General features: G+C 64.6%; 18 protein-coding genes and 1 pseudogene. 7 read left to right on the forward strand and 12 right to left on the reverse strand.

The annotated features are described in order from the left end of the window. Window positions 1–64 precede the first annotated feature (64 nt). On the forward strand, window positions 65–487 hold the full coding sequence (locus LB541_RS08305; RefSeq protein ID WP_140491980.1) for a metallopeptidase family protein: 423 nt from the start codon (window positions 65–67) through the stop codon (window positions 485–487). A gap of 19 nt (window positions 488–506) precedes the next feature. Here the strand turns inward: LB541_RS08305 and LB541_RS08310 are convergent, their stop codons facing one another. Next, a complete protein-coding gene (locus LB541_RS08310; RefSeq protein ID WP_140514082.1) occupies window positions 507–1,136 on the reverse strand; it encodes a TetR/AcrR family transcriptional regulator in 630 nt (209 codons plus the stop codon). A gap of 170 nt (window positions 1,137–1,306) precedes the next feature. Between LB541_RS08310 and LB541_RS08315 the strand changes: the two genes are divergently transcribed. Then, the gene (locus LB541_RS08315) at window positions 1,307–1,984 is read left to right on the forward strand and encodes a hypothetical protein (protein ID WP_210239597.1); all 678 of its coding nucleotides are present in this window, start codon (window positions 1,307–1,309) and stop codon (window positions 1,982–1,984) included. Here the strand turns inward: LB541_RS08315 and LB541_RS08320 are convergent. Then, window positions 1,971–2,177, reverse strand: a complete 207-nt coding sequence (locus LB541_RS08320) for a DUF1737 domain-containing protein (RefSeq protein WP_140493464.1) — start codon at window positions 2,175–2,177, stop codon at window positions 1,971–1,973. The two genes, LB541_RS08315 and LB541_RS08320, sit on opposite strands and share 14 nt — an antisense overlap. 55 nt (window positions 2,178–2,232) lie before the next feature. Then, window positions 2,233–3,129, reverse strand: a complete 897-nt coding sequence (locus LB541_RS08325; protein WP_224618159.1) for an HpcH/HpaI aldolase/citrate lyase family protein — start codon at window positions 3,127–3,129, stop codon at window positions 2,233–2,235. 54 nt (window positions 3,130–3,183) lie between these two features. On the opposite strand from LB541_RS08325, the pseudogene LB541_RS08330 reads away from it, so the two are divergent. Continuing rightward, a pseudogene (locus LB541_RS08330) lies at window positions 3,184–3,315 on the forward strand (two-component sensor histidine kinase); the annotation flags it as partial. A 28-nt stretch (window positions 3,316–3,343) separates the two neighbouring features. Beyond that, complete coding sequence (locus LB541_RS08335) at window positions 3,344–4,510, forward strand: NAD(P)/FAD-dependent oxidoreductase (protein WP_224618160.1); 1,167 nt, start codon at window positions 3,344–3,346, stop codon at window positions 4,508–4,510. Between the two features lie 60 nt (window positions 4,511–4,570). Here LB541_RS08335 and LB541_RS08340 read toward each other — a convergent pair whose 3' ends face one another. From LB541_RS08340 to LB541_RS08355, 4 genes are all read right to left on the reverse strand, one after another. Then, the gene (locus tag LB541_RS08340; RefSeq protein WP_224618161.1) at window positions 4,571–5,071 is read right to left on the reverse strand and encodes an SRPBCC domain-containing protein; all 501 of its coding nucleotides are present in this window, start codon (window positions 5,069–5,071) and stop codon (window positions 4,571–4,573) included. Window positions 5,072–5,116: 45 nt separating this feature from the next. Further along, window positions 5,117–5,563 carry an SRPBCC family protein gene (locus tag LB541_RS08345; RefSeq protein WP_140554745.1) on the reverse strand — a complete coding sequence of 149 codons (447 nt, stop codon included), beginning with the start codon at window positions 5,561–5,563 and terminating at the stop codon, window positions 5,117–5,119. Then, window positions 5,563–5,874, reverse strand: a complete 312-nt coding sequence (locus LB541_RS08350; protein WP_140524680.1) for an ArsR/SmtB family transcription factor — start codon at window positions 5,872–5,874, stop codon at window positions 5,563–5,565. The genes LB541_RS08345 and LB541_RS08350 overlap by 1 nt, the downstream gene beginning before the upstream one ends. Window positions 5,875–5,965: 91 nt before the next feature. Continuing rightward, window positions 5,966–6,385: a GNAT family N-acetyltransferase gene (locus LB541_RS08355; RefSeq protein WP_224618162.1), complete on the reverse strand. Its 420-nt coding sequence runs from the start codon at window positions 6,383–6,385 to the stop codon at window positions 5,966–5,968. A 154-nt stretch (window positions 6,386–6,539) separates the two neighbouring features. Here LB541_RS08355 and leuD point away from each other — a divergent pair, with 154 nt between their 5' ends. Both leuD and LB541_RS08365 read left to right on the forward strand, forming a co-directional pair. Then, window positions 6,540–7,145 (forward strand): 3-isopropylmalate dehydratase small subunit, encoded by a 606-nt coding sequence (gene leuD / locus LB541_RS08360; protein WP_140491959.1) that lies wholly within the window; start codon window positions 6,540–6,542, stop codon window positions 7,143–7,145. A 69-nt stretch (window positions 7,146–7,214) separates the two neighbouring features. Then, entirely contained in the window at window positions 7,215–8,138 is a 924-nt protein-coding gene (locus LB541_RS08365; RefSeq protein WP_224618163.1) for a hypothetical protein, read from the forward strand. Between the two features lie 248 nt (window positions 8,139–8,386). Here LB541_RS08365 and lpdA read toward each other — a convergent pair whose 3' ends face one another. The 4 genes from lpdA to LB541_RS08385 form a co-directional block, all read right to left on the reverse strand. Further along, window positions 8,387–9,784 (reverse strand): dihydrolipoyl dehydrogenase, encoded by a 1,398-nt coding sequence (lpdA, locus tag LB541_RS08370; RefSeq protein WP_224618164.1) that lies wholly within the window; start codon window positions 9,782–9,784, stop codon window positions 8,387–8,389. Between the two features lie 234 nt (window positions 9,785–10,018). Then, window positions 10,019–11,398 (reverse strand): dihydrolipoamide acetyltransferase family protein, encoded by a 1,380-nt coding sequence (locus LB541_RS08375; RefSeq protein ID WP_224618165.1) that lies wholly within the window; start codon window positions 11,396–11,398, stop codon window positions 10,019–10,021. A 16-nt stretch (window positions 11,399–11,414) separates the two neighbouring features. Beyond that, complete coding sequence (locus tag LB541_RS08380) at window positions 11,415–12,428, reverse strand: alpha-ketoacid dehydrogenase subunit beta (protein ID WP_140685345.1); 1,014 nt, start codon at window positions 12,426–12,428, stop codon at window positions 11,415–11,417. Between the two features lie 3 nt (window positions 12,429–12,431). Then, entirely contained in the window at window positions 12,432–13,664 is a 1,233-nt protein-coding gene (locus tag LB541_RS08385; RefSeq protein ID WP_140895672.1) for a 3-methyl-2-oxobutanoate dehydrogenase (2-methylpropanoyl-transferring) subunit alpha, read from the reverse strand. Between the two features lie 737 nt (window positions 13,665–14,401). On the opposite strand from LB541_RS08385, the gene holA reads away from it, so the two are divergent. Continuing rightward, entirely contained in the window at window positions 14,402–15,445 is a 1,044-nt protein-coding gene (gene holA, locus LB541_RS08390) for a DNA polymerase III subunit delta (protein WP_224618166.1), read from the forward strand. A gap of 31 nt (window positions 15,446–15,476) precedes the next feature. On the opposite strand, the gene LB541_RS08395 is transcribed toward holA, so the two are convergent. Further along, on the reverse strand, window positions 15,477–16,265 hold the full coding sequence (locus LB541_RS08395) for a DUF2182 domain-containing protein (protein ID WP_140514094.1): 789 nt from the start codon (window positions 16,263–16,265) through the stop codon (window positions 15,477–15,479). Window positions 16,266–16,296: the final 31 nt, after the last annotated feature.

Here is a 16,296-nt window from a genome sequence, read left to right on the forward strand (position 1 = left end):
TGGCCGCCGCGTCATTTGCCGATTGTGGCCCAAAAGCCTATATGCCGGGATCAAAGGACAAAGCATGGCCCGCATCTACAAGACCCGCATTTGGCACGACCAGCTTTCGCCGTCGATGGACGAGATCGAGTTCCTGGCGCTGGAGGCATACGCCCATCTGCCCGAGGATTTTCGCAAGCTGACCGGCGAGATCGTCATCCAGATCGCCGAATTCCCGACCGACGAGATCATGGACGACCTGTCGCTGGAAACGCCCTTCGACCTGCTCGGCCTGTTCGAGGGACGCGGCATCGCCGAGCGCTGGAACCCGCAGACCGGCGAAGGCCCAAACCGCATCACGCTCTATCGCCGCGCCATCCTCGACTACTGGGCCGAGAACGAGGAGACTTTGGGCGACATCGTCACCCATGTGCTGATCCACGAGATCGGCCACCATTTCGGCCTCTCGGACGACGATATGGAGAAGATCGAAGAGGCAGCCGAGTGACCGGTTCTACGTCAGGCCGTCATTTCACAATGAGTGTGACGAAATGTTTTAATACGTTCTGCACAGTCTGCTCCCCGGTATGTCCTGCCACTGCCCATTGCGCAAAATGTCCATCAATGTACATGCGTGCGAGCCCGTAGACGAGCGCCCTCGCGGCTATCTGGGTCTCTGCCATGTCGTCCGACCGGAGCATGTTTCGCCGCTGTGCTTCTGCCATTGACGCTTCCATCAGCGAACGCACCGCTTCATTATCGTGACGCAGCGACTCCGAAGCATCCCAATCAATAAGATTGCGTGTCGAGATGATCTGGAAGTGGGTGGGGTTTCGAATTGCCCAGCGCAAATAGGCGATTCCAACAGCGGCAAAGCGTTCGATCGGATCGTCCGTCGCAACCTTCTCGACCGCATTCGTGATCTCCGAGCGGAATCGGCTCATTGCCTGCTCCGCGACAGCCGTCATCAACGCGGTCTTGTTGCTGAAGTGACGGAATGGCGCGCCGGGGGAAACCCCGGCACGTTTTGCGGCTTCGCGCACGCTCACATTGTCGGGGCCGCCTTCCTCGACCAGTTGAACCGCGGCATCGATCAGGACCTCCCGCAAATTGCCATGGTGGTAACCAGTGCGATGAGGCGCCTTGGCTTTTGCCATCTCTTTCCCTTCGTTCCGTGGAGCAGCTTCCCGCCTCTGTAGCATGATTCCGCGATTTATGTAATCGCCGTTTACAATCCCGGCCAGAGGATGTAAGCAGTGATTACTGATGGGATCGGAACAGGCCTACGGTCTTCGCGGCTCCCGAACTCCCAGCTGAGGAGACGAACATGCTCGCCAGAACAGCCCCACCCCGCCCGCAATCGGTCATTTCGCATCAGAGTCCAGCCGAAGAACTTCAGCAGGAGAATTTCGCGATTGTTCAGTCGAGCGCGACTGTGCCCAGCCTCACGCTTTATCGGCTTGCCGCCGTCGCCGGGATGGGAAGCGCGCTTATTCTTCTGGTCAACGCGGCTAAACGCAGCTCGCTCATCGCGACCACCGATCTGACGCAACTTCTCGCACCAGTCGCCGAGATATTGGCACTTGGCCTCGTCGTAGGCCTGTTTCTTGCGTTTGGCCGGCGCGCGGGGCTGTTCGGCACTATCGCGTTTGTCATCAACTTCGTTGCGTTGGCAAGTTTGGTAGGCGTGGAAGCAGTGATCAATCTGGTATTTTCGAAGCTTCCGCTCACAACCATCGTCGAGCTGCGAGCCGGACCGCTCGGTCTGGCTCTGGTCGCCAGTTCGGTTCTTTTTCTGGTTGGAACGCTCGCGTTTGTAATCTCTCTCGCCGTTGCAAGAGGCGTGCCGCGCATTCCTCTCGCTCTTTATCTCATTGGCGCGGTGCCGATCGCGCTTCGTGCGTTCGTTCCGGAGCTGGCTCTTGACCTGGGCTTGGCGATGCTTGCAGCATCGATCGCCTGGCTGGCGGCGTGGCTGTGGATGCGAGGGGCTACCAGTCGCTGAGCTTGGTGTCCGGCCCGTATTCCTGGCCCTCGACATCCTTCACCACGGCCTGGCCGCAGCGCATGGTCTTGGTCTTCTTGTCGTAGGCGTAGGTGGGGGAGCCGAACAGGTGCCAGCCCTTGTTCAGCGCCGCCGTCACCTTGTGACAGAAGCTGGCGTCGTCCGGAGCGGTGAGAAAGCGGTAGAGTTTCATCATTCAATTCCTGTCGTCAGTCCATCGCCCGCGATCGGCAATCCAACACGGCACATCATGCGCCGACGGCCGCCGCCTTCGCCAGCAGTTTTTCGGCCTGCGCAAGGTGCAGCCGTTCGACCATCCTTCCCTCCAGCGCAATCACGTTCTTGCCGGCATTTTCCGGAAGCGCAAAGGCCTGCTTCACCGCGCGGGCCTTGGCCACCGCCTCCGCCGATGGCGCAAAGGCACGGTTCGCCGCCTCGATCTGGGCGGGATGGATGAGCGTCTTGCCGTCGAAGCCCATGGCGGCCGCTTCCGTGCATTCGCGGCTGAAAGCATCGAGCGCGCGAAAATCGTTGAAGACGCCGTCGACGATATCGAGATCGCCGGCACGCGCCGCCAGCACCATCTGCATCAGCCACGGCAGGAGATAACGCCGGTCCGGCGTCGCCATAATGCCGGTGTCCTTGGTCAGGTCATTCGTTCCGGCAACGAAACAATCAAGCCGCGAGGCAGGATCGCGGCCAAGTTCGGCGATGGCGCCGACATTGAGCACAGCCTTCGGCGTCTCGATCATCGCCCATAGTTTCACGTTGTCGGGGGCGGAATTGTCGTCGAGCACGTCACCCGCCTCGAGCACGTCGCGGGGCGTGTCGACCTTGGCCAGCAGGATGCCGTCCGGCTCCGCCTTGGCCGCCGCCAGCAGGTCGGCGCCGCCCCATTCGCTCGAGAGCGCATTGATGCGCACCACCATCTCGCAGCGCCGGCCACTATGGTTGGTATCAGGACGATTGCTGAAGATGCCGGCCAGCCTTTCGCGCGCCGCGGCCTTGTCGGCCGGGGCGACGGCATCCTCCAGATCGATGATGACGGTGTCGCAGGCAAGCTGCACCATCTTGGCCAGCGCCTTGTCGTTCGAGGCCGGGACATAGAGCACCGAACGGCGCGGGCGGTAGAGATCGGTCGTCATGCCAGATCTATGCCGCCTGCCGCGGGTTGAGGCAAGGGAGCAGGCGGCATCGCGCGGTGCTCTACCGGGGGCACCGGCATGGGGCTCGGCATCGTGCTGGCCCTCCTGAAAGCGCAGGATGGCACGATCCGGCCGGTTGACTCCGAGCGCGGCACGCGCTTCGAGATTGTCTTGCCGGTTGCGTAAGGACGCCGGCAGCGGATCGGAGAAAAAAGTGCGCTACGACATCGTCATCATCGGCGGAGCCATCGTCGGCTCCTCGATCGCCTATTATCTGCGCGAGGAGGGCTTTTCCGGCAGGATCGCGCTGGTCGAGCGCGACCCGCAATTTTCCCACGCGGCGACAACGCTATCCATGGCCTCGATCCGCCAGCAATTCTCCATTCCGGAAAATATCCGCCTGTCGCAATTCACGCTGAAACTGTTCCGCCGGCTGAAGGAAGAATTCGGCGCCGACGCCGACATCGGTTTTCGCGAGGGCGGCTATCTCATTCTCGCCGGCGAGGCCGGGCTGCCGATCCTCAGGGCCAACCACGAGGCACAGCTTGCCGAAGGCGCCGACATTTTGCTGGAGGACGCCGAACAACTCGTGCGCCGTTTCCCTTGGCTGTCGGCCGAGGGCATCACCGCCGGCGCCTATGGCCGCAGCGGCGAGGGCTGGTTCGACGCGCATGCCATGCTGATGCTGTTCCGCAAGGCGTTGCGTGAGAAGAAGATCGACTTCATCAATGCTTCGGTCACCGGCATCGAGCGGCAGGGTGACCGCGTTACCGGCGTCAGCCTTGACAATGGCGAACGGCTCGAGACCGGCATCCTTGTCAATGCCGCAGGGCCGAATGCGGGCAAGGTCGCCGCACTCGCCGGGCTGGCGCTGCCGGTCGAGCCGCGCAAGCGCAACGTCTTCGTCTTCGAGGCGCGCGAGAAATATGCCGACATGCCGCTGCTGGTCGACCCGTCCGGCATCTATGTCAGGCCGGAAGGCTCGGTCTATCTCACCGGCGGCGCCGAGCCGGAGGAGGGCGACGGCCCGGCCGATCCCGCCGATTTCGACGTCGACTGGCCGCTGTTCGAAGAGGTGATCTGGCCGGTGCTGGCGACCCGCATCCCGGCCTTCGAGGCGATCAAGCCGACGCGCGCCTGGGCCGGTCATTACGACTACAACACGCTCGACCAGAACGCGGTGATCGGCCCGCATCCCGAAGTCGGCAATTTCCTCTTCGCCAACGGCTTTTCCGGCCACGGCCTGCAGCAGGCGCCCGCCGTGGGCAAGGCGCTGGCCGAGCTGATCGTCCATGGTGGCTACCGCACGATCGATTGCTCCCCCTTTGGCTACGAACGCGTTGCCGAAGGGCGGGCGTTCCGCGAGTTGAATGTGATTTGAGCCGAGTCAAGGTCCCTCTTTGACGCTGACATCAAAAGGGTCTGCACCGCCACCAGTCGGCTAAGCCGCCACTCGGCTTCCCGCACCCAAATACGCCTGTAGCCAGCCCAGCACGCGTCCCCAGCCCTCGGCATGTTCGGCCGCCGCTTCGGCCAGCCCGGCAAAGCCGCCATGGCAGATGGTGAGGCGCGTGCCCGCGGCGGTTGGTTCCAGCAGCCAGGCGACCGTCGTTTGCCGGCGGCCAAGCGTCGGGTGATCCCAGGCATAGAGCCTTGTCTGCACGATCCGCCGCGGCACCTCGATATCGAGGAATTCCCCGTTGGCCGGCAGCTCCCTGCCGTCGGCTTCACGGACCGTGACGGCCCATCGGCCGCCGGCGCGAAGGTCTGCCGACCATTTCACCATCCGGTAGGTGTCGGCAGCCCCCCACCATTGTTCGACCTCGTCGGTGATCAGCGCGCGAAAGACGCGCTCAGCCGGCGCGCCGATCTCGGCCTGGGCCATCACGGTCTCGCCATTGGTCATGCTCTGCACGGCTGAAGTTGGCACTGGAACATGCATCGTGGATGCCTCCGGAGGATTGTTTCGGCTCGGAACCGATGATTTTCAGCCTTTCGACGCCGGCCGAGACAGGCCCTGCCCGGTTTCGAGCAGGCTTTTCAGGCTCGACAGGACGAGCGGCCAGCCCTTGCCGACATGCTCCAGCAGCTTGTGCGGGCCGTCGGCCGCATGGGTGACGGCAAGCTTCATCATGTCGCCCTCCTGCTCGATGACGAAGGTGCAGGTGGTGTAGCCATCGGCCTTCACGTCCGGCATGAACTCGTTGCGCCATTTGATCACCAGGCGCCTTGGCGGATCGACTTCGAGGATCTCGCCGCTGTCGGTCACCCGGCCGTCGGCATAGACCATCTTCCACGCCGAGCCCTTTCTCCAATCGCTCTGCATATGGGCGCCGAGAAAATATTGCTCGTGGAATTCCGGTTCGGTCAGCGCCTGCCAAAGCTTGTCGGGCGTGGTGCGGATGTAGGTCACATAAACGAAGGCGTTGCTCATCAGTCTTCCTTTTCGAGGCGTCTCTTCAGATCGCCGAGGGCGGAGAGCCGCCCCCGCTCGAATTTGCCGATCCAGCGCTCGGCGATCTCGTTGATCGGAACCGGGTTGAGGTAGTGCTCCTTCTCGCGCCCCTTGCGGATTGTGGTGACAAGGTTTGCCTCCTCGAGGATCGCCAGGTGCTTGGTCACCGCCTGACGCGTCATATCCATCTCAGCGCACAGCCCGTTCAGCGTCTGCCCGTTCCTGTCATGAAGGCTGTCCAGCAATTGCCGGCGGGTCGGGTCGGCCAAAGCGCGAAAGACGGCGTCCATGCTCATGGCTCTAATATGCAACCATTTGGTTGCATGTCAAGGCGACATGTCATGCCAACGGCTGCTGGATCCGGCCACAGGAGAAAAAATGTCAGCGCGTGCGGGAGAACCAGAAGGCGTCGGCCATGCGCATCATGCCGATGCGTTCGTAGAAGCCGGCGGCGTCGGGCACGGAAACCAGGCTGATGGCGACGGACGGGCCGAGCTGCCGCCGCGCCTCGTCCATCAGTCCCCTGCCGATGCCGAGCCCCTGCGCCGATCCGGAAACGGCGAGATCGGAGATGTAGCAGACCCAGGAGAAGTCCGTCACGGCCCTGATGACGCCGACCAGCGGCTTGCCTTCGGTATCCAGCCGCGCGGTCAACACCAGATTGGCGCCCGACAGCATGGCCCGCAGCCTGTCGGCATCATCGACGGGACGGATCTCGCCAAGGCCGGAGTCCACCAGCACGCGGCGGAATTCGGCGACGTCGAGCGCGGGTTCGCGTGCATAGAGAATTTTTTCAGCCATCACAGCCAGACTGCACCATCGGGCCGCGAATTCGAAGCCGTTTGTGCGGCACCCCGTGCCGACGCGCGCGAACACCTGCCTTTTATTTGTCGCCGGCTTTGTGTAAACCGGGCGCCAGCAATCCCCCGCAATGCCAGGAAGACGGGCAAAGACCATGGAAAAATTCACCAAGCTCACCGGCGTCGCCGCGCCCATGCCGATCGTCAACGTCGACACCGACATGATCATCCCCAAGGACTATCTCAAGACGATCAAGCGCACCGGGCTCGGCAGCGGCCTGTTCGCCGAGATGCGCTACAAGGACGACGGTTCGGAGAATCCGGATTTCGTGCTCAACAAGCCGGCCTACCGCAAGGCGCAGATCCTCGTCGCCGGCGACAATTTCGGCTGCGGCTCCTCGCGCGAGCACGCGCCGTGGGCGCTGCTCGATTTCGGCATACGCTGTGTCATCTCGACCTCTTTCGCCGACATCTTCTACAACAACTGCTTCAAGAACGGCGTGCTGCCCATCACCGTCAGCCCCGAGGATCTCGACAAGCTGATGGACGATGCTTCGCGCGGCTCCAACGCCACTCTGTCGATCGACCTCGAGGCCAAGGAGATCCGCGGGCCCGACGGCGGGGTGGTCAAGTTCGACCTCGATGACTTCAAGCGTCATTGCCTGCTGAACGGCCTCGACGATATCGGCCTGACCATGGAGAAGGCCGGCGCCATCGCTTCGTTCGAGAAGAAGAACGCCGAGCTGCGCCCCTGGGCCTGAACGGCGCGGCTGACGATATCGGCCCGGCCGTCGCTGGCCGGGTTTGCGGCGGCTGAAGGAGGAACAGTCATGACACGCCCGCTTCTTGCCAGCGCCTGCGCCCTGGCCATGACCGTGGCGACGATGGCCGGCGCGCATGCGCAGGCCGAGACGCCAGAGGCGCAGCCACCGGCGGCAAGCGAGACGCCGGCCACAGATCAGGGAGCCGCCGACGTTTCCGACGACGACAAACAGGCGCCGGTGCCGTTCGAGGGCGGCCAGTTCACCATCACCCAGCAGGAACAGTATGGCGAGAAGGTGCTTGCCTATGACGGCAAGCAGCTGGCCGGCAATTACGACGTCTTCTTCGACAAGATCGTCGAGGTCGGCGGCGTCAAGGTGGCGCTGTTCGACGTCGGCGACGGCGGCAACCAGTGCGGGCCGGCGACGGTGATCGTCTGGAAACCGGAAGGCGCGGAGATCCAGAGCACCACCGTCGAGCAGGACGAGTGCGGCGCGCCGCCTACGGCCGTCTCCGACAGCGCCATCTATTTCGTGCCCTATCTCCTGCCCGGCGATTCGAAACCGGCATTGCAGTGGTCGCCGACATCGGGGCTGACGATCTCCGGCAATCTGACCTACATGCCCGAACCCGGCACCGACTGGAAGGACATCGATCCGTCGAAATACGACAACATCATCGACGCCTTCCACAATGAGGCCGTCTACAAGGCGGCCGAGGCGCTGCTCGGCAAGGATATGCCCGACATGGCGACCAGTCTGCTGGTCGGCGGCGGCACCGAAAGGACCGCGTCCGGCGCCTTCTACGCCAGCGGCTGCGTGCCGCATGATTGCGGCGGCAATGACGGCTTCATGGCGGTCGACCCGGCCCAGCACAAGCTCTATTTCGCCCGCCGCGGCGACAACGGCCAGCCGGACGCCAAGCCCCCGGTGAAGACCTGGCCGGCCGACGTGAAGGCAGCGCTCGACAAGGCGATGAGCGCGGCGAATTAGAGCAATTCCGGGAAACGGTTTTCAGTCCGGAATTGCGCACCGGTGGCGGGCCAGCACCCCCTCTGTCCTGCCGGACATCTCCCCCTCAAGGGGGGAGATTGACAGTTTCGGCGCCCCGCTCACTTGGCTACGTTGGGAAATTGGCGAAGGCAGAGGTGACGGCCGATCTCCCCCCTTGAGGGGGAGATGCCCGGTAGGGCAGAGGGGGGCAGTGCCCCGCCAACATCACCAGTTTTTGCTGTCGCGCTCTAAATATGCAGCGCGTGTCCCAGCGCCTTCAGCGCTGCTTCCTGGAAGCCTTCGCCCTGTGTCGGATGGGCATGGATGGTGCCGGCGATGTCCTCCAGCCGCGCGCCCATTTCGAGCGCCAGGCCGAAGGCCGTCGACAGTTCCGACACGCTTTGCCCGACCGCCTGGATGCCCAGCACAAGATGATTGTCCGCGCGGGCGACGACGCGCACAAAGCCATCCTCGCCAAGCCTGGTCATCGCGCGGCCATTGGCGGCGAAGGGAAACATCCCGACCTTGATTTCGTCGCCGAGCGCCTTGGCCTCTTCCGGCGACAGGCCGACGGTGACCAGCTCCGGGTCGGTGAAGCAGACGGCGGGGATAGCCCGCTTGTCCCAGCTCCGCTTATGGCCGGCGATGATTTCGGCGACCATCTCGCCTTGCGCCATCGCCCGGTGTGCCAGCATCGGCTCGCCTGTGACGTCGCCAATGGCGAAGATGCCGCGCATGGAGGTACGGCACTGCTCGTCGATGCGGATGAATCGCCCCGCCATGTCGAGGTCGATCTGGTCGAGCCCCCACCCTTCCGTCACCGGCTTGCGGCCGACCGTGACCAGGATCTTGTCGGCGGCGATCCTCGCATCCTTGCCGTCCGAGGTCTCGACCAGCAGCGCATCGCCTTTCGTCGACAGGCCCTTGGCCTTGGCGCCTGGCATCATTTCGATGCCGAGTGCCGCCAGCCGCTTGACCACCGGCCGCGTCAGTTCGGCGTCATACTGCGCCAGCACGCGCGGCAAGGCCTCGACCACGGTCACCGCCGCGCCCATCTTGGCGAAGGCCGTGCCGAGCTCCAGGCCGATATAGCCGCCGCCGACCACCGCCAGCCGCTGCGGCACCTCCTTCAGCGCCAGCGCTTCCGTCGACGAGATCACCGGCCCGCCGAACGGCAGGAACGGCAACTCGACCGGCGCCGAGCCGGTGGCGATCACCACCGCTTCGGCGCGGATCACCTGGCTTCCCGTCTCGGTCTCGACCGCGACGGTCTTGCCGTCTCGAAACGTCGCCCAGCCGTGCACGGTCTTCACCCCGGCCTTCTTGAGCAGGCCGGCGACACCGCTGTTAAGCCGACTAACGATGCCGTCCTTCCAGGCGACCGTCTTGCCCAGATCCAGCGCCGGCGCGGCCACCGAAATGCCGAGCGGGCTGTTGCCGCCCGCCATCTGCGCGACCTTCTCGAACTCCTCCGCTGCATGGATCAGTGCCTTGGAAGGAATGCAGCCAACATTGAGACAGGTACCGCCCGGCTTGCCGGCCTCGACGATGACGGTATCGACGCCGAGCTGCCCGGCACGAATAGCGCAGACATAGCCGCCCGGCCCCGCGCCGATGACCAGCAGCTTGCAGGAGATTTCTTTCATGACGTGACCCTTCGATCCGAGGAAACGCTCCGTCGAGATTCTTCGCGCCCCCCTCTGTCCTGCCGGACATCTCCCCCACGAAGGGGGAGATTGGAGGCTTCGGCGCCTCGCTCAATCCCGCAGCACTGGTGATTGGCGAAAGCCGGCGTGACATCTGATCTCCCCCCTTGTGGGGGAGATGCCTGGCAAGGCAGAGGGGGGCGCTCTCCCGCCATCATCTCGAATGATCCACCCTCAATCCACGAAAATCAGCGCCGGCGTTTCCAGGAGCGTCTTGATGCGCTGGATGAACACCGCCGCGTCCCAGCCGTCGATGACGCGGTGGTCGAAGCTCGACGACAGGTTCATCATCTTGCGCGGGATGAACCGGGTGCCGTCCCATACCGGCCGCACCATCATCTTGTTAACGCCGAGGATCGCCACTTCCGGGTGGTTGATGACCGGCGTCGTCGCCACGCCGCCCATGGCGCCGAGCGAGGTGATGGTTATGGTCGAACCGGAGAGCTCGTCGCGCGTCGCGGTTCCCGACTTGGCCGCCTCGGCCAGCCTGGCGACCTCCGCGCCGCATTCCCAGATGTCCAGCGCTTCGGCGTGCTTGACGACGGGCACGACCAGTCCCGACGGCGTCTGCGCGGCGATGCCGATATGAATGCCGCCATGCTGGTGGATGATGCCGGCCTCGTCGTCGAACAGCGCATTGAGGTTGGGCTGGTCCGCGATCGCCCTGACCATCGCGCGCATCAGGAACGGCAGCAGCGTCAGCTTTGGCCTTTCTACCCCCTTGGCCGCCCGCTTCTCCTTGTTGAGCGCGGCGCGCAGATCCTCGAGCGCGGTGACGTCGATCTCCTCGACATAGGTGATGTGCGGGATGCGCGACGTCGCCAGCGTCATCTTCTCGGCGATCTTGCGCCGCAGGCCCACCACCTTGATGTCCTCGACGGCATCGTTGCGGGCGAGGCCGGATGCCTTTGCCATGTGCGGCCCGCGCGCCAGGAACGCCTCGATGTCCTCATGGCCGATGCGGCCGGCCGGGCCGCTTCCCTGGACCTGCCTGAGGTCGATGCCCGCTTCCTTCGCACGCAGCCGCACGGCCGGCGAGGCCAGCGGCCTTTCACCTTGCGCACGCGGCGCGCTGTTGACCTTCGACCTGGCGCCGTCATCCTCGGGCTTGTCCCGACGATCTACCGACCTTCCGGAACTGGTCGCGCCATATCCGTGTGGGACGGCGGATCCTCGGGACAAGCCCGAGGATGACGGCGCTAGATTGAGTGATGAAGTATCCAAGCCCGAGACCGGGCGAGCCCCCGTATCATCGTGGGTACTTTCAGCCGTCACTTCCGCCGGCATCGCACCGCCAACGACATTGCCCTCGCCGGCCACCTTCAGCCGCACGATGGGCGAGCCGATCGCCACGGTGTCGCCGATCTCGGCGCCCAGCCACAGGATCTCGCCATCGACGGGGGAAGGGATTTCGACCGTGGCCTTGTCGGTCATCACGGCGGCAAGCATCATGTCCTCGCGCACGATGTCGCCGACCTTGACATGCCATTCGACGAGTTCCGCCTCGGCGACGCCCTCGCCGACATCGGGCAGCTTGATGATGTGTTCGCCCATGTCGGGCCTCCCCGTTCTAGGCTTCCAATGTTTCCGTAAGCGCCCGGCCGACGCGGGCCGGACCGGGGAAATAGTCCCATTCCTGCGCATGCGGATAGGGCGTGTCCCAGCCGGCGACGCGGGCCACCGGTGCCTCCAGATGGTAGAAGCAGTTTTCCTGCACAAGCGCGACCAGCTCCGCTCCGAAGCCGGAGGTCAGCGTCGCCTCGTGCACCACGACGCAGCGTCCGGTCTTCTTCACCGACGCCACGATGGTGTCGAGGTCGAGCGGCAACAGCGTCCTGAGATCGATGATCTCGGCATCGATGCCGGTCTCCTCGGCCGCCGCCTGCGCGACATAGACCATTGTGCCGTACGCCAGCACCGTGACGGCGGAGCCGGCCCGGCGGATCGCGGCCTTGCCGAGCGGCACGGTGTAGTGGCCGTCGGCGACCTCGCCCAGCTCGTGCTTCGACCACGGCGTCACCGGACGGTCGTGATGGCCGTCGAACGGACCGTTGTAGAGCCGCTTCGGCTCAAGGAAGATGACCGGGTCGGGATCTTCGATCGCCGCGATCAGCAGTCCCTTGGCGTCATGCGGGTTCGAGGGCACGACGGTCTTCAGCCCCGACACATGGGTGAACAACGCTTCCGGGCTTTGGCTGTGCGTCTGGCCGCCGAATATGCCGCCGCCGGTCGGCATGCGCACCACGATCGGGCAGGTGAAGTCGCCGTTCGAGCGGTAGCGCAGCCTCGCGGCTTCCTGGGTCAGCTGGTCGTAGGCCGGGTACATGTAGTCGGCAAACTGGATCTCGACGCACGGCTTCAGACCATAGGCGGCCATGCCGATGGCCGAGCCGACAATGCCGGATTCATTGATCGGTGCGTCGAAGCAGCGGCTCTTGCCGTATTTCGCCTGCAGGCCTTGCGTGCAGCGGAACACGCCGCCGAAAAAGCCGACATCCTCGCCGAACACCACCACTTTCTCGTCGCGCTCCATCGACACGTCCATGGCGTCGCGAATGGCCTCGATCATGGTCCGCCTCGGCATGGCTCAGACCCCCGCCTGCTGGCGCTGGCGCCTGAGATGCGGCGGCATCTCGGCATAGAGCCCCTCGAACATGTCGCGCGTCGACGGCTTGCCGCCGGCGTGCAGCGTGCCGTGGCTTTCGGCCTCCTTCTGCGCCGCGATCACCGTATCGAGGATTTCCGCTTCGGCCTGCTTGTGCCGCTCCTCCGACCAGACGCCGAGCCGGATGAGATGGTTCTTCAGCCGCACCACCGGGTCGCCGAGCGGCCAGGCATCGGATTCGGTCTTCGGCCGGTAGGCCGAGGGATCGTCCGAGCTCGAATGCGCGCCGGCCCGGTAGGTGACATATTCGACCAGCGTCGGCCCCAGGTTGCTGCGCGCGCGCTCGGCCGCCCATTTCGCCACCGCATGGACGGCGAGATAGTCGTTGCCGTCGACGCGCAGCGCCGGGATGCCGAAACCCAGCCCGCGCGCGGCGAAAGTGCCCGCGCCGCCGCGCGCTATGCCTTGAAACGTCGAGATTGCCCACTGGTTGTTGACGACATTGAGCACCACGGGCGCCTTGTAGGTGGAGGCGAACACCAGCGCCGAATGGAAGTCGGATTCCGCGGTCGAGCCGTCGCCGATCCAGGCCGCGGCGATCCTTGAGTCGTTCGAGATCGCCGAGGCCATCGCCCAGCCGACCGCCTGGATATACTGCGTCGCCAGATTGCCCGAGATCGAGAAGAAGCCGTGCTCCTTCGACGAATACATGATGGGCAATTGCCGGCCCTTCAGCGGGTCGGCCTCGTTGGAATAGATCTGGTTCATCATCGTGACCATCGGGTAGCCGTCGGCGATGAGCAGCCCGGCCTGCCGATAGGTCGGGAAATTCATGTCGCCGGGGGCGAGCGCCTTGCGGAAGGCGCAGCTCACCGCCTCTTCGCCCAGATGCTGCATGTAGAAGGAGGTCTTGCCCTGCCGCTGCGCCATCTGCATGCGCGCATCGAAGGTCCTGAGCGTCATCATGTGGCGCAGGCCTTCGAGCAGTTCCTCGTCGGAGAGCAGCCCCGCCCACGGCCCGACGGCTTCGCCATTGCGGTTCAGCACGCGGATGATCGAGAAGGCCATGTCGCGGATGATGCGCGGATCGACATCGATTTCGGGGCGCGGCACCGAGCCGGCCGCGGCAATGGTCACGTTGGAGAAATCAGGCGTGCCGCCCGGCCGCACCTCGGGCTCCGGAACATGGAAGCGCAACATCCCAGCATCGGCCATGAGCTTCGTCCTCCATGTCGCCTGGCGCCGATATTTGCACATCCGCGCCGCCAGACCAGTGCGAATTCGCCGGCCCTTTCGCTCGACGGGCCAGCCGCGCCGGCCGATCCAGCCTCCTGCACACCAAGATGAAGATATGTCCGCGTAATTTCTTGTCGATGTTGGGCGGCGCCGCGCAATTAGGCGCAAGGTCGCGTGAGGTTTGTCGCCAGATAAGGTGATTGCTTGGCAAGCTTGGCTGCCGCGCCCACTTTCACGCCTGCGGAAGAAAAGAAAAGGCGCCGGTTCGCCAAGCCAGGCGCATTCCTCTCCCCCGTCGATCGGGGGAGAGGTGTCGAGCGCAGCTCGACGGAGTGGGAGTCGACCTTTCATCGAAGCGATGCTCCGCCTGATTGCCTGGGTTTTCTTCCTCGCCGGGGTTGCGCGTGTCTTGCGGCGGCGGCGCGTTTGGCAAACGGCTTCCCCCACTCCGTCCCGGCTGCGCCGGGCCACCTCTCCCCCCTCCGGAGGGAGAGGAAAGGCGCCAAGCTTTGGCGAACCCGCGCTGTTCTTCTCCCCATGGAAGGAGAGAAAGGCGTCAACCTTGGCGAACCCGCGCCCTTCCTCTCCCCCGTCGATCGGGGAAGAGGTGTCGAGCGCAGCTCGACGGAGTGGGGGTCGATCTTCCCTCGAAGCAGTCCTTCGGAGTTGAACTGGAAGACGTTCACTCCGCCCCAACATCATGCTAACCACCCTCGATGGCACAGAAGAAAGCATACGAGGTGGATTCCTGGCTCGCGAAGCCGGACCCGCGCATGGCGATCGTCCTGCTTTATGGCCCCGATCGCGGCCTTGTCTCGGAGCGCGCCAAGGCTTTTGCCGCCGCGACCGGCCTGCCGCTCGACGACCCCTTCTCGGTGGTCAGGCTCGACGGCTCCGAAGTCGAGCGCGACGAGGGCCGGCTGCTCGACGAGGCGCGCACCGTGCCGATGTTTTCCGACCGCCGCCTGCTGTGGGTGCGCAATGCCGGCGGCCAGAAGGCGCTGGCCGACGACGTCAAGGCGCTGACGGCGGAGCCCGTGCGGGACGCGATCATCCTCATCGAGGCCGGCGATCTGAAGAAGGGCGTCGGACTGCGCGCCGTCGTCGAGGCGGCCGACAACGCCATGGCGCTGCCCTGCTATGCCGACGAGGCCAGGGACATCGATGCCGTAATCGACGACGAGCTGCGCAAGACCGGCGCGACGATGACGCTTGAGGCAAGACAGGCGCTGCGCCGCAATCTCGGCGGCGACCGGCTGGCCTCGCGCGGCGAGATCGACAAGCTGCTGCTTTATGTCCATGGCCAGAAGGAAATCGGCCTCGACGACGTCAGGGCGATGTCCGGCGACGTTTCCGGCGCGTCCTTCGACGATGCCGTCGACGCGCTTCTCGAAGGCAAGGTCGGCGAGTTCGACACCGCCTTCACCCGCCATTGCCAGGCAGGCGGCCAACCCTTCCTGGTGCTGTCCTCGGCGATGCGGCAGTTTCAGGCGATGCAGTCCATGCGCGGCCAGATGGAGGCCGGCGGCCGCAATGCCGCGTCGGTGGTGGCGGCGGCGCGCCCGCCGGTTTTCTTCTCGCGCCGCAAGCTGGTGGAGAAGGCGCTGGAACGCTGGGGCGTCGAGGCGCTCGGCCGCGCGCTGACCCGGCTGCAGACCGCCGTGCTGCAGACGCGGCGAAGGCCGGACCTGTCGGTGGCGCTGGCAAGGCAGGCGCTGCTCGGGATCGCGGTGGAGAGCGCGAGATTGGCGCAACGTTAGGCCCTTTGGCGCCGGGCGCTGCCTCCGTTGGTCAATTCATTGTCATGGCGCCTACCGGCTCAAAGGTCGGCAGCGCCTGTGGAAAGACCAGCACCGCCGCGCCATAGAGCAGCAGAGCGATCCCCGACAGCTTCGCGATCCCATTTCCAGACGGCAGGGTCTTTTCCGCGAATATCAGCAAGGTGACCACGGCCATTGCGGCAACGTTCATGATCCCGAGAGGAAAGAGGGCGAGAAACAGAAGCCAGCAGCAGCCCAGGCAGAAAAGTCCATGCTCCAGACCCATGCGAACCGCGCCCCAGTAACCATCGCGCCATGAGGTCAGGATGAAGCCGATCGGCGTGCGGCATTTGGCCAGACACAGATCCTTCAGCGGGGAAAGTTGATAGGCGCCCCCAAGCATCAGCAGCGCGCCGCCGAAACGCGCGGCCGTCGCCGTGGACAATCCCACATGCCCGGCGAGCACCTCCGCACCCGCCGCGCCGGCAAAGGCGATAACGCCCATCACGCCCCAGACCAGCATGTACCCGGCCACGAACACCCAGCTCGAAACAAAGGTCTCGCCCCGGCCCCGTTTGCCGGCCTGGACCCGGTGAAATGTCAGGATCATGGGGGCGGCCGTCGGAAACATCATGGCAATCATCATGATCATCCAGACGGCAAGAAACAGCGGCGCCTTCATGCCCATGGTGAGCGAGTACATTTCCATGCGCATGTCCGCGTCCATGCCCGTCTGCTGCCGGATGAGCAAGGTCCATGCCGCCGCCGCGATAGCGATCAGCAGCGCGAGAATGATGTATCGCTGCAACGTCTGCACCATGGACGAAGTACGTCCCGTACTCTGCGGCCAA

It is taken from the genome of Mesorhizobium sp. BR1-1-15 (assembly GCF_020165475.1).
GTDB lineage: Bacteria > Pseudomonadota > Alphaproteobacteria > Rhizobiales > Rhizobiaceae > Mesorhizobium.

What these genes read in the sequence shown, in the direction of transcription:
- LB541_RS08305 (WP_140491980.1), top strand. Translation starts at nt 65, where the DNA reads ATGGCCCGCATCTACAAGACCCGCATTTGGCACGACCAGCTTTCGCCG.
- LB541_RS08310 (WP_140514082.1), bottom strand. Translation starts at nt 1,136, where the DNA reads ATGGCAAAAGCCAAGGCGCCTCATCGCACTGGTTACCACCATGGCAAT.
- LB541_RS08315 (WP_210239597.1), top strand. Translation starts at nt 1,307, where the DNA reads ATGCTCGCCAGAACAGCCCCACCCCGCCCGCAATCGGTCATTTCGCAT.
- LB541_RS08320 (WP_140493464.1), bottom strand. Translation starts at nt 2,177, where the DNA reads ATGAAACTCTACCGCTTTCTCACCGCTCCGGACGACGCCAGCTTCTGT.
- LB541_RS08325 (WP_224618159.1), bottom strand. Translation starts at nt 3,129, where the DNA reads ATGACGACCGATCTCTACCGCCCGCGCCGTTCGGTGCTCTATGTCCCG.
- LB541_RS08340 (WP_224618161.1), bottom strand. Translation starts at nt 5,071, where the DNA reads ATGCATGTTCCAGTGCCAACTTCAGCCGTGCAGAGCATGACCAATGGC.
- LB541_RS08345 (WP_140554745.1), bottom strand. Translation starts at nt 5,563, where the DNA reads ATGAGCAACGCCTTCGTTTATGTGACCTACATCCGCACCACGCCCGAC.
- LB541_RS08350 (WP_140524680.1), bottom strand. Translation starts at nt 5,874, where the DNA reads ATGGACGCCGTCTTTCGCGCTTTGGCCGACCCGACCCGCCGGCAATTG.
- LB541_RS08355 (WP_224618162.1), bottom strand. Translation starts at nt 6,385, where the DNA reads ATGGCTGAAAAAATTCTCTATGCACGCGAACCCGCGCTCGACGTCGCC.
- leuD (WP_140491959.1), top strand. Translation starts at nt 6,540, where the DNA reads ATGGAAAAATTCACCAAGCTCACCGGCGTCGCCGCGCCCATGCCGATC.
- LB541_RS08365 (WP_224618163.1), top strand. Translation starts at nt 7,215, where the DNA reads ATGACACGCCCGCTTCTTGCCAGCGCCTGCGCCCTGGCCATGACCGTG.
- lpdA (WP_224618164.1), bottom strand. Translation starts at nt 9,784, where the DNA reads ATGAAAGAAATCTCCTGCAAGCTGCTGGTCATCGGCGCGGGGCCGGGC.
- LB541_RS08375 (WP_224618165.1), bottom strand. Translation starts at nt 11,398, where the DNA reads ATGGGCGAACACATCATCAAGCTGCCCGATGTCGGCGAGGGCGTCGCC.
- LB541_RS08380 (WP_140685345.1), bottom strand. Translation starts at nt 12,428, where the DNA reads ATGCCGAGGCGGACCATGATCGAGGCCATTCGCGACGCCATGGACGTG.
- LB541_RS08385 (WP_140895672.1), bottom strand. Translation starts at nt 13,664, where the DNA reads ATGGCCGATGCTGGGATGTTGCGCTTCCATGTTCCGGAGCCCGAGGTG.
- holA (WP_224618166.1), top strand. Translation starts at nt 14,402, where the DNA reads ATGGCACAGAAGAAAGCATACGAGGTGGATTCCTGGCTCGCGAAGCCG.
- LB541_RS08395 (WP_140514094.1), bottom strand. Translation starts at nt 16,265, where the DNA reads ATGGTGCAGACGTTGCAGCGATACATCATTCTCGCGCTGCTGATCGCT.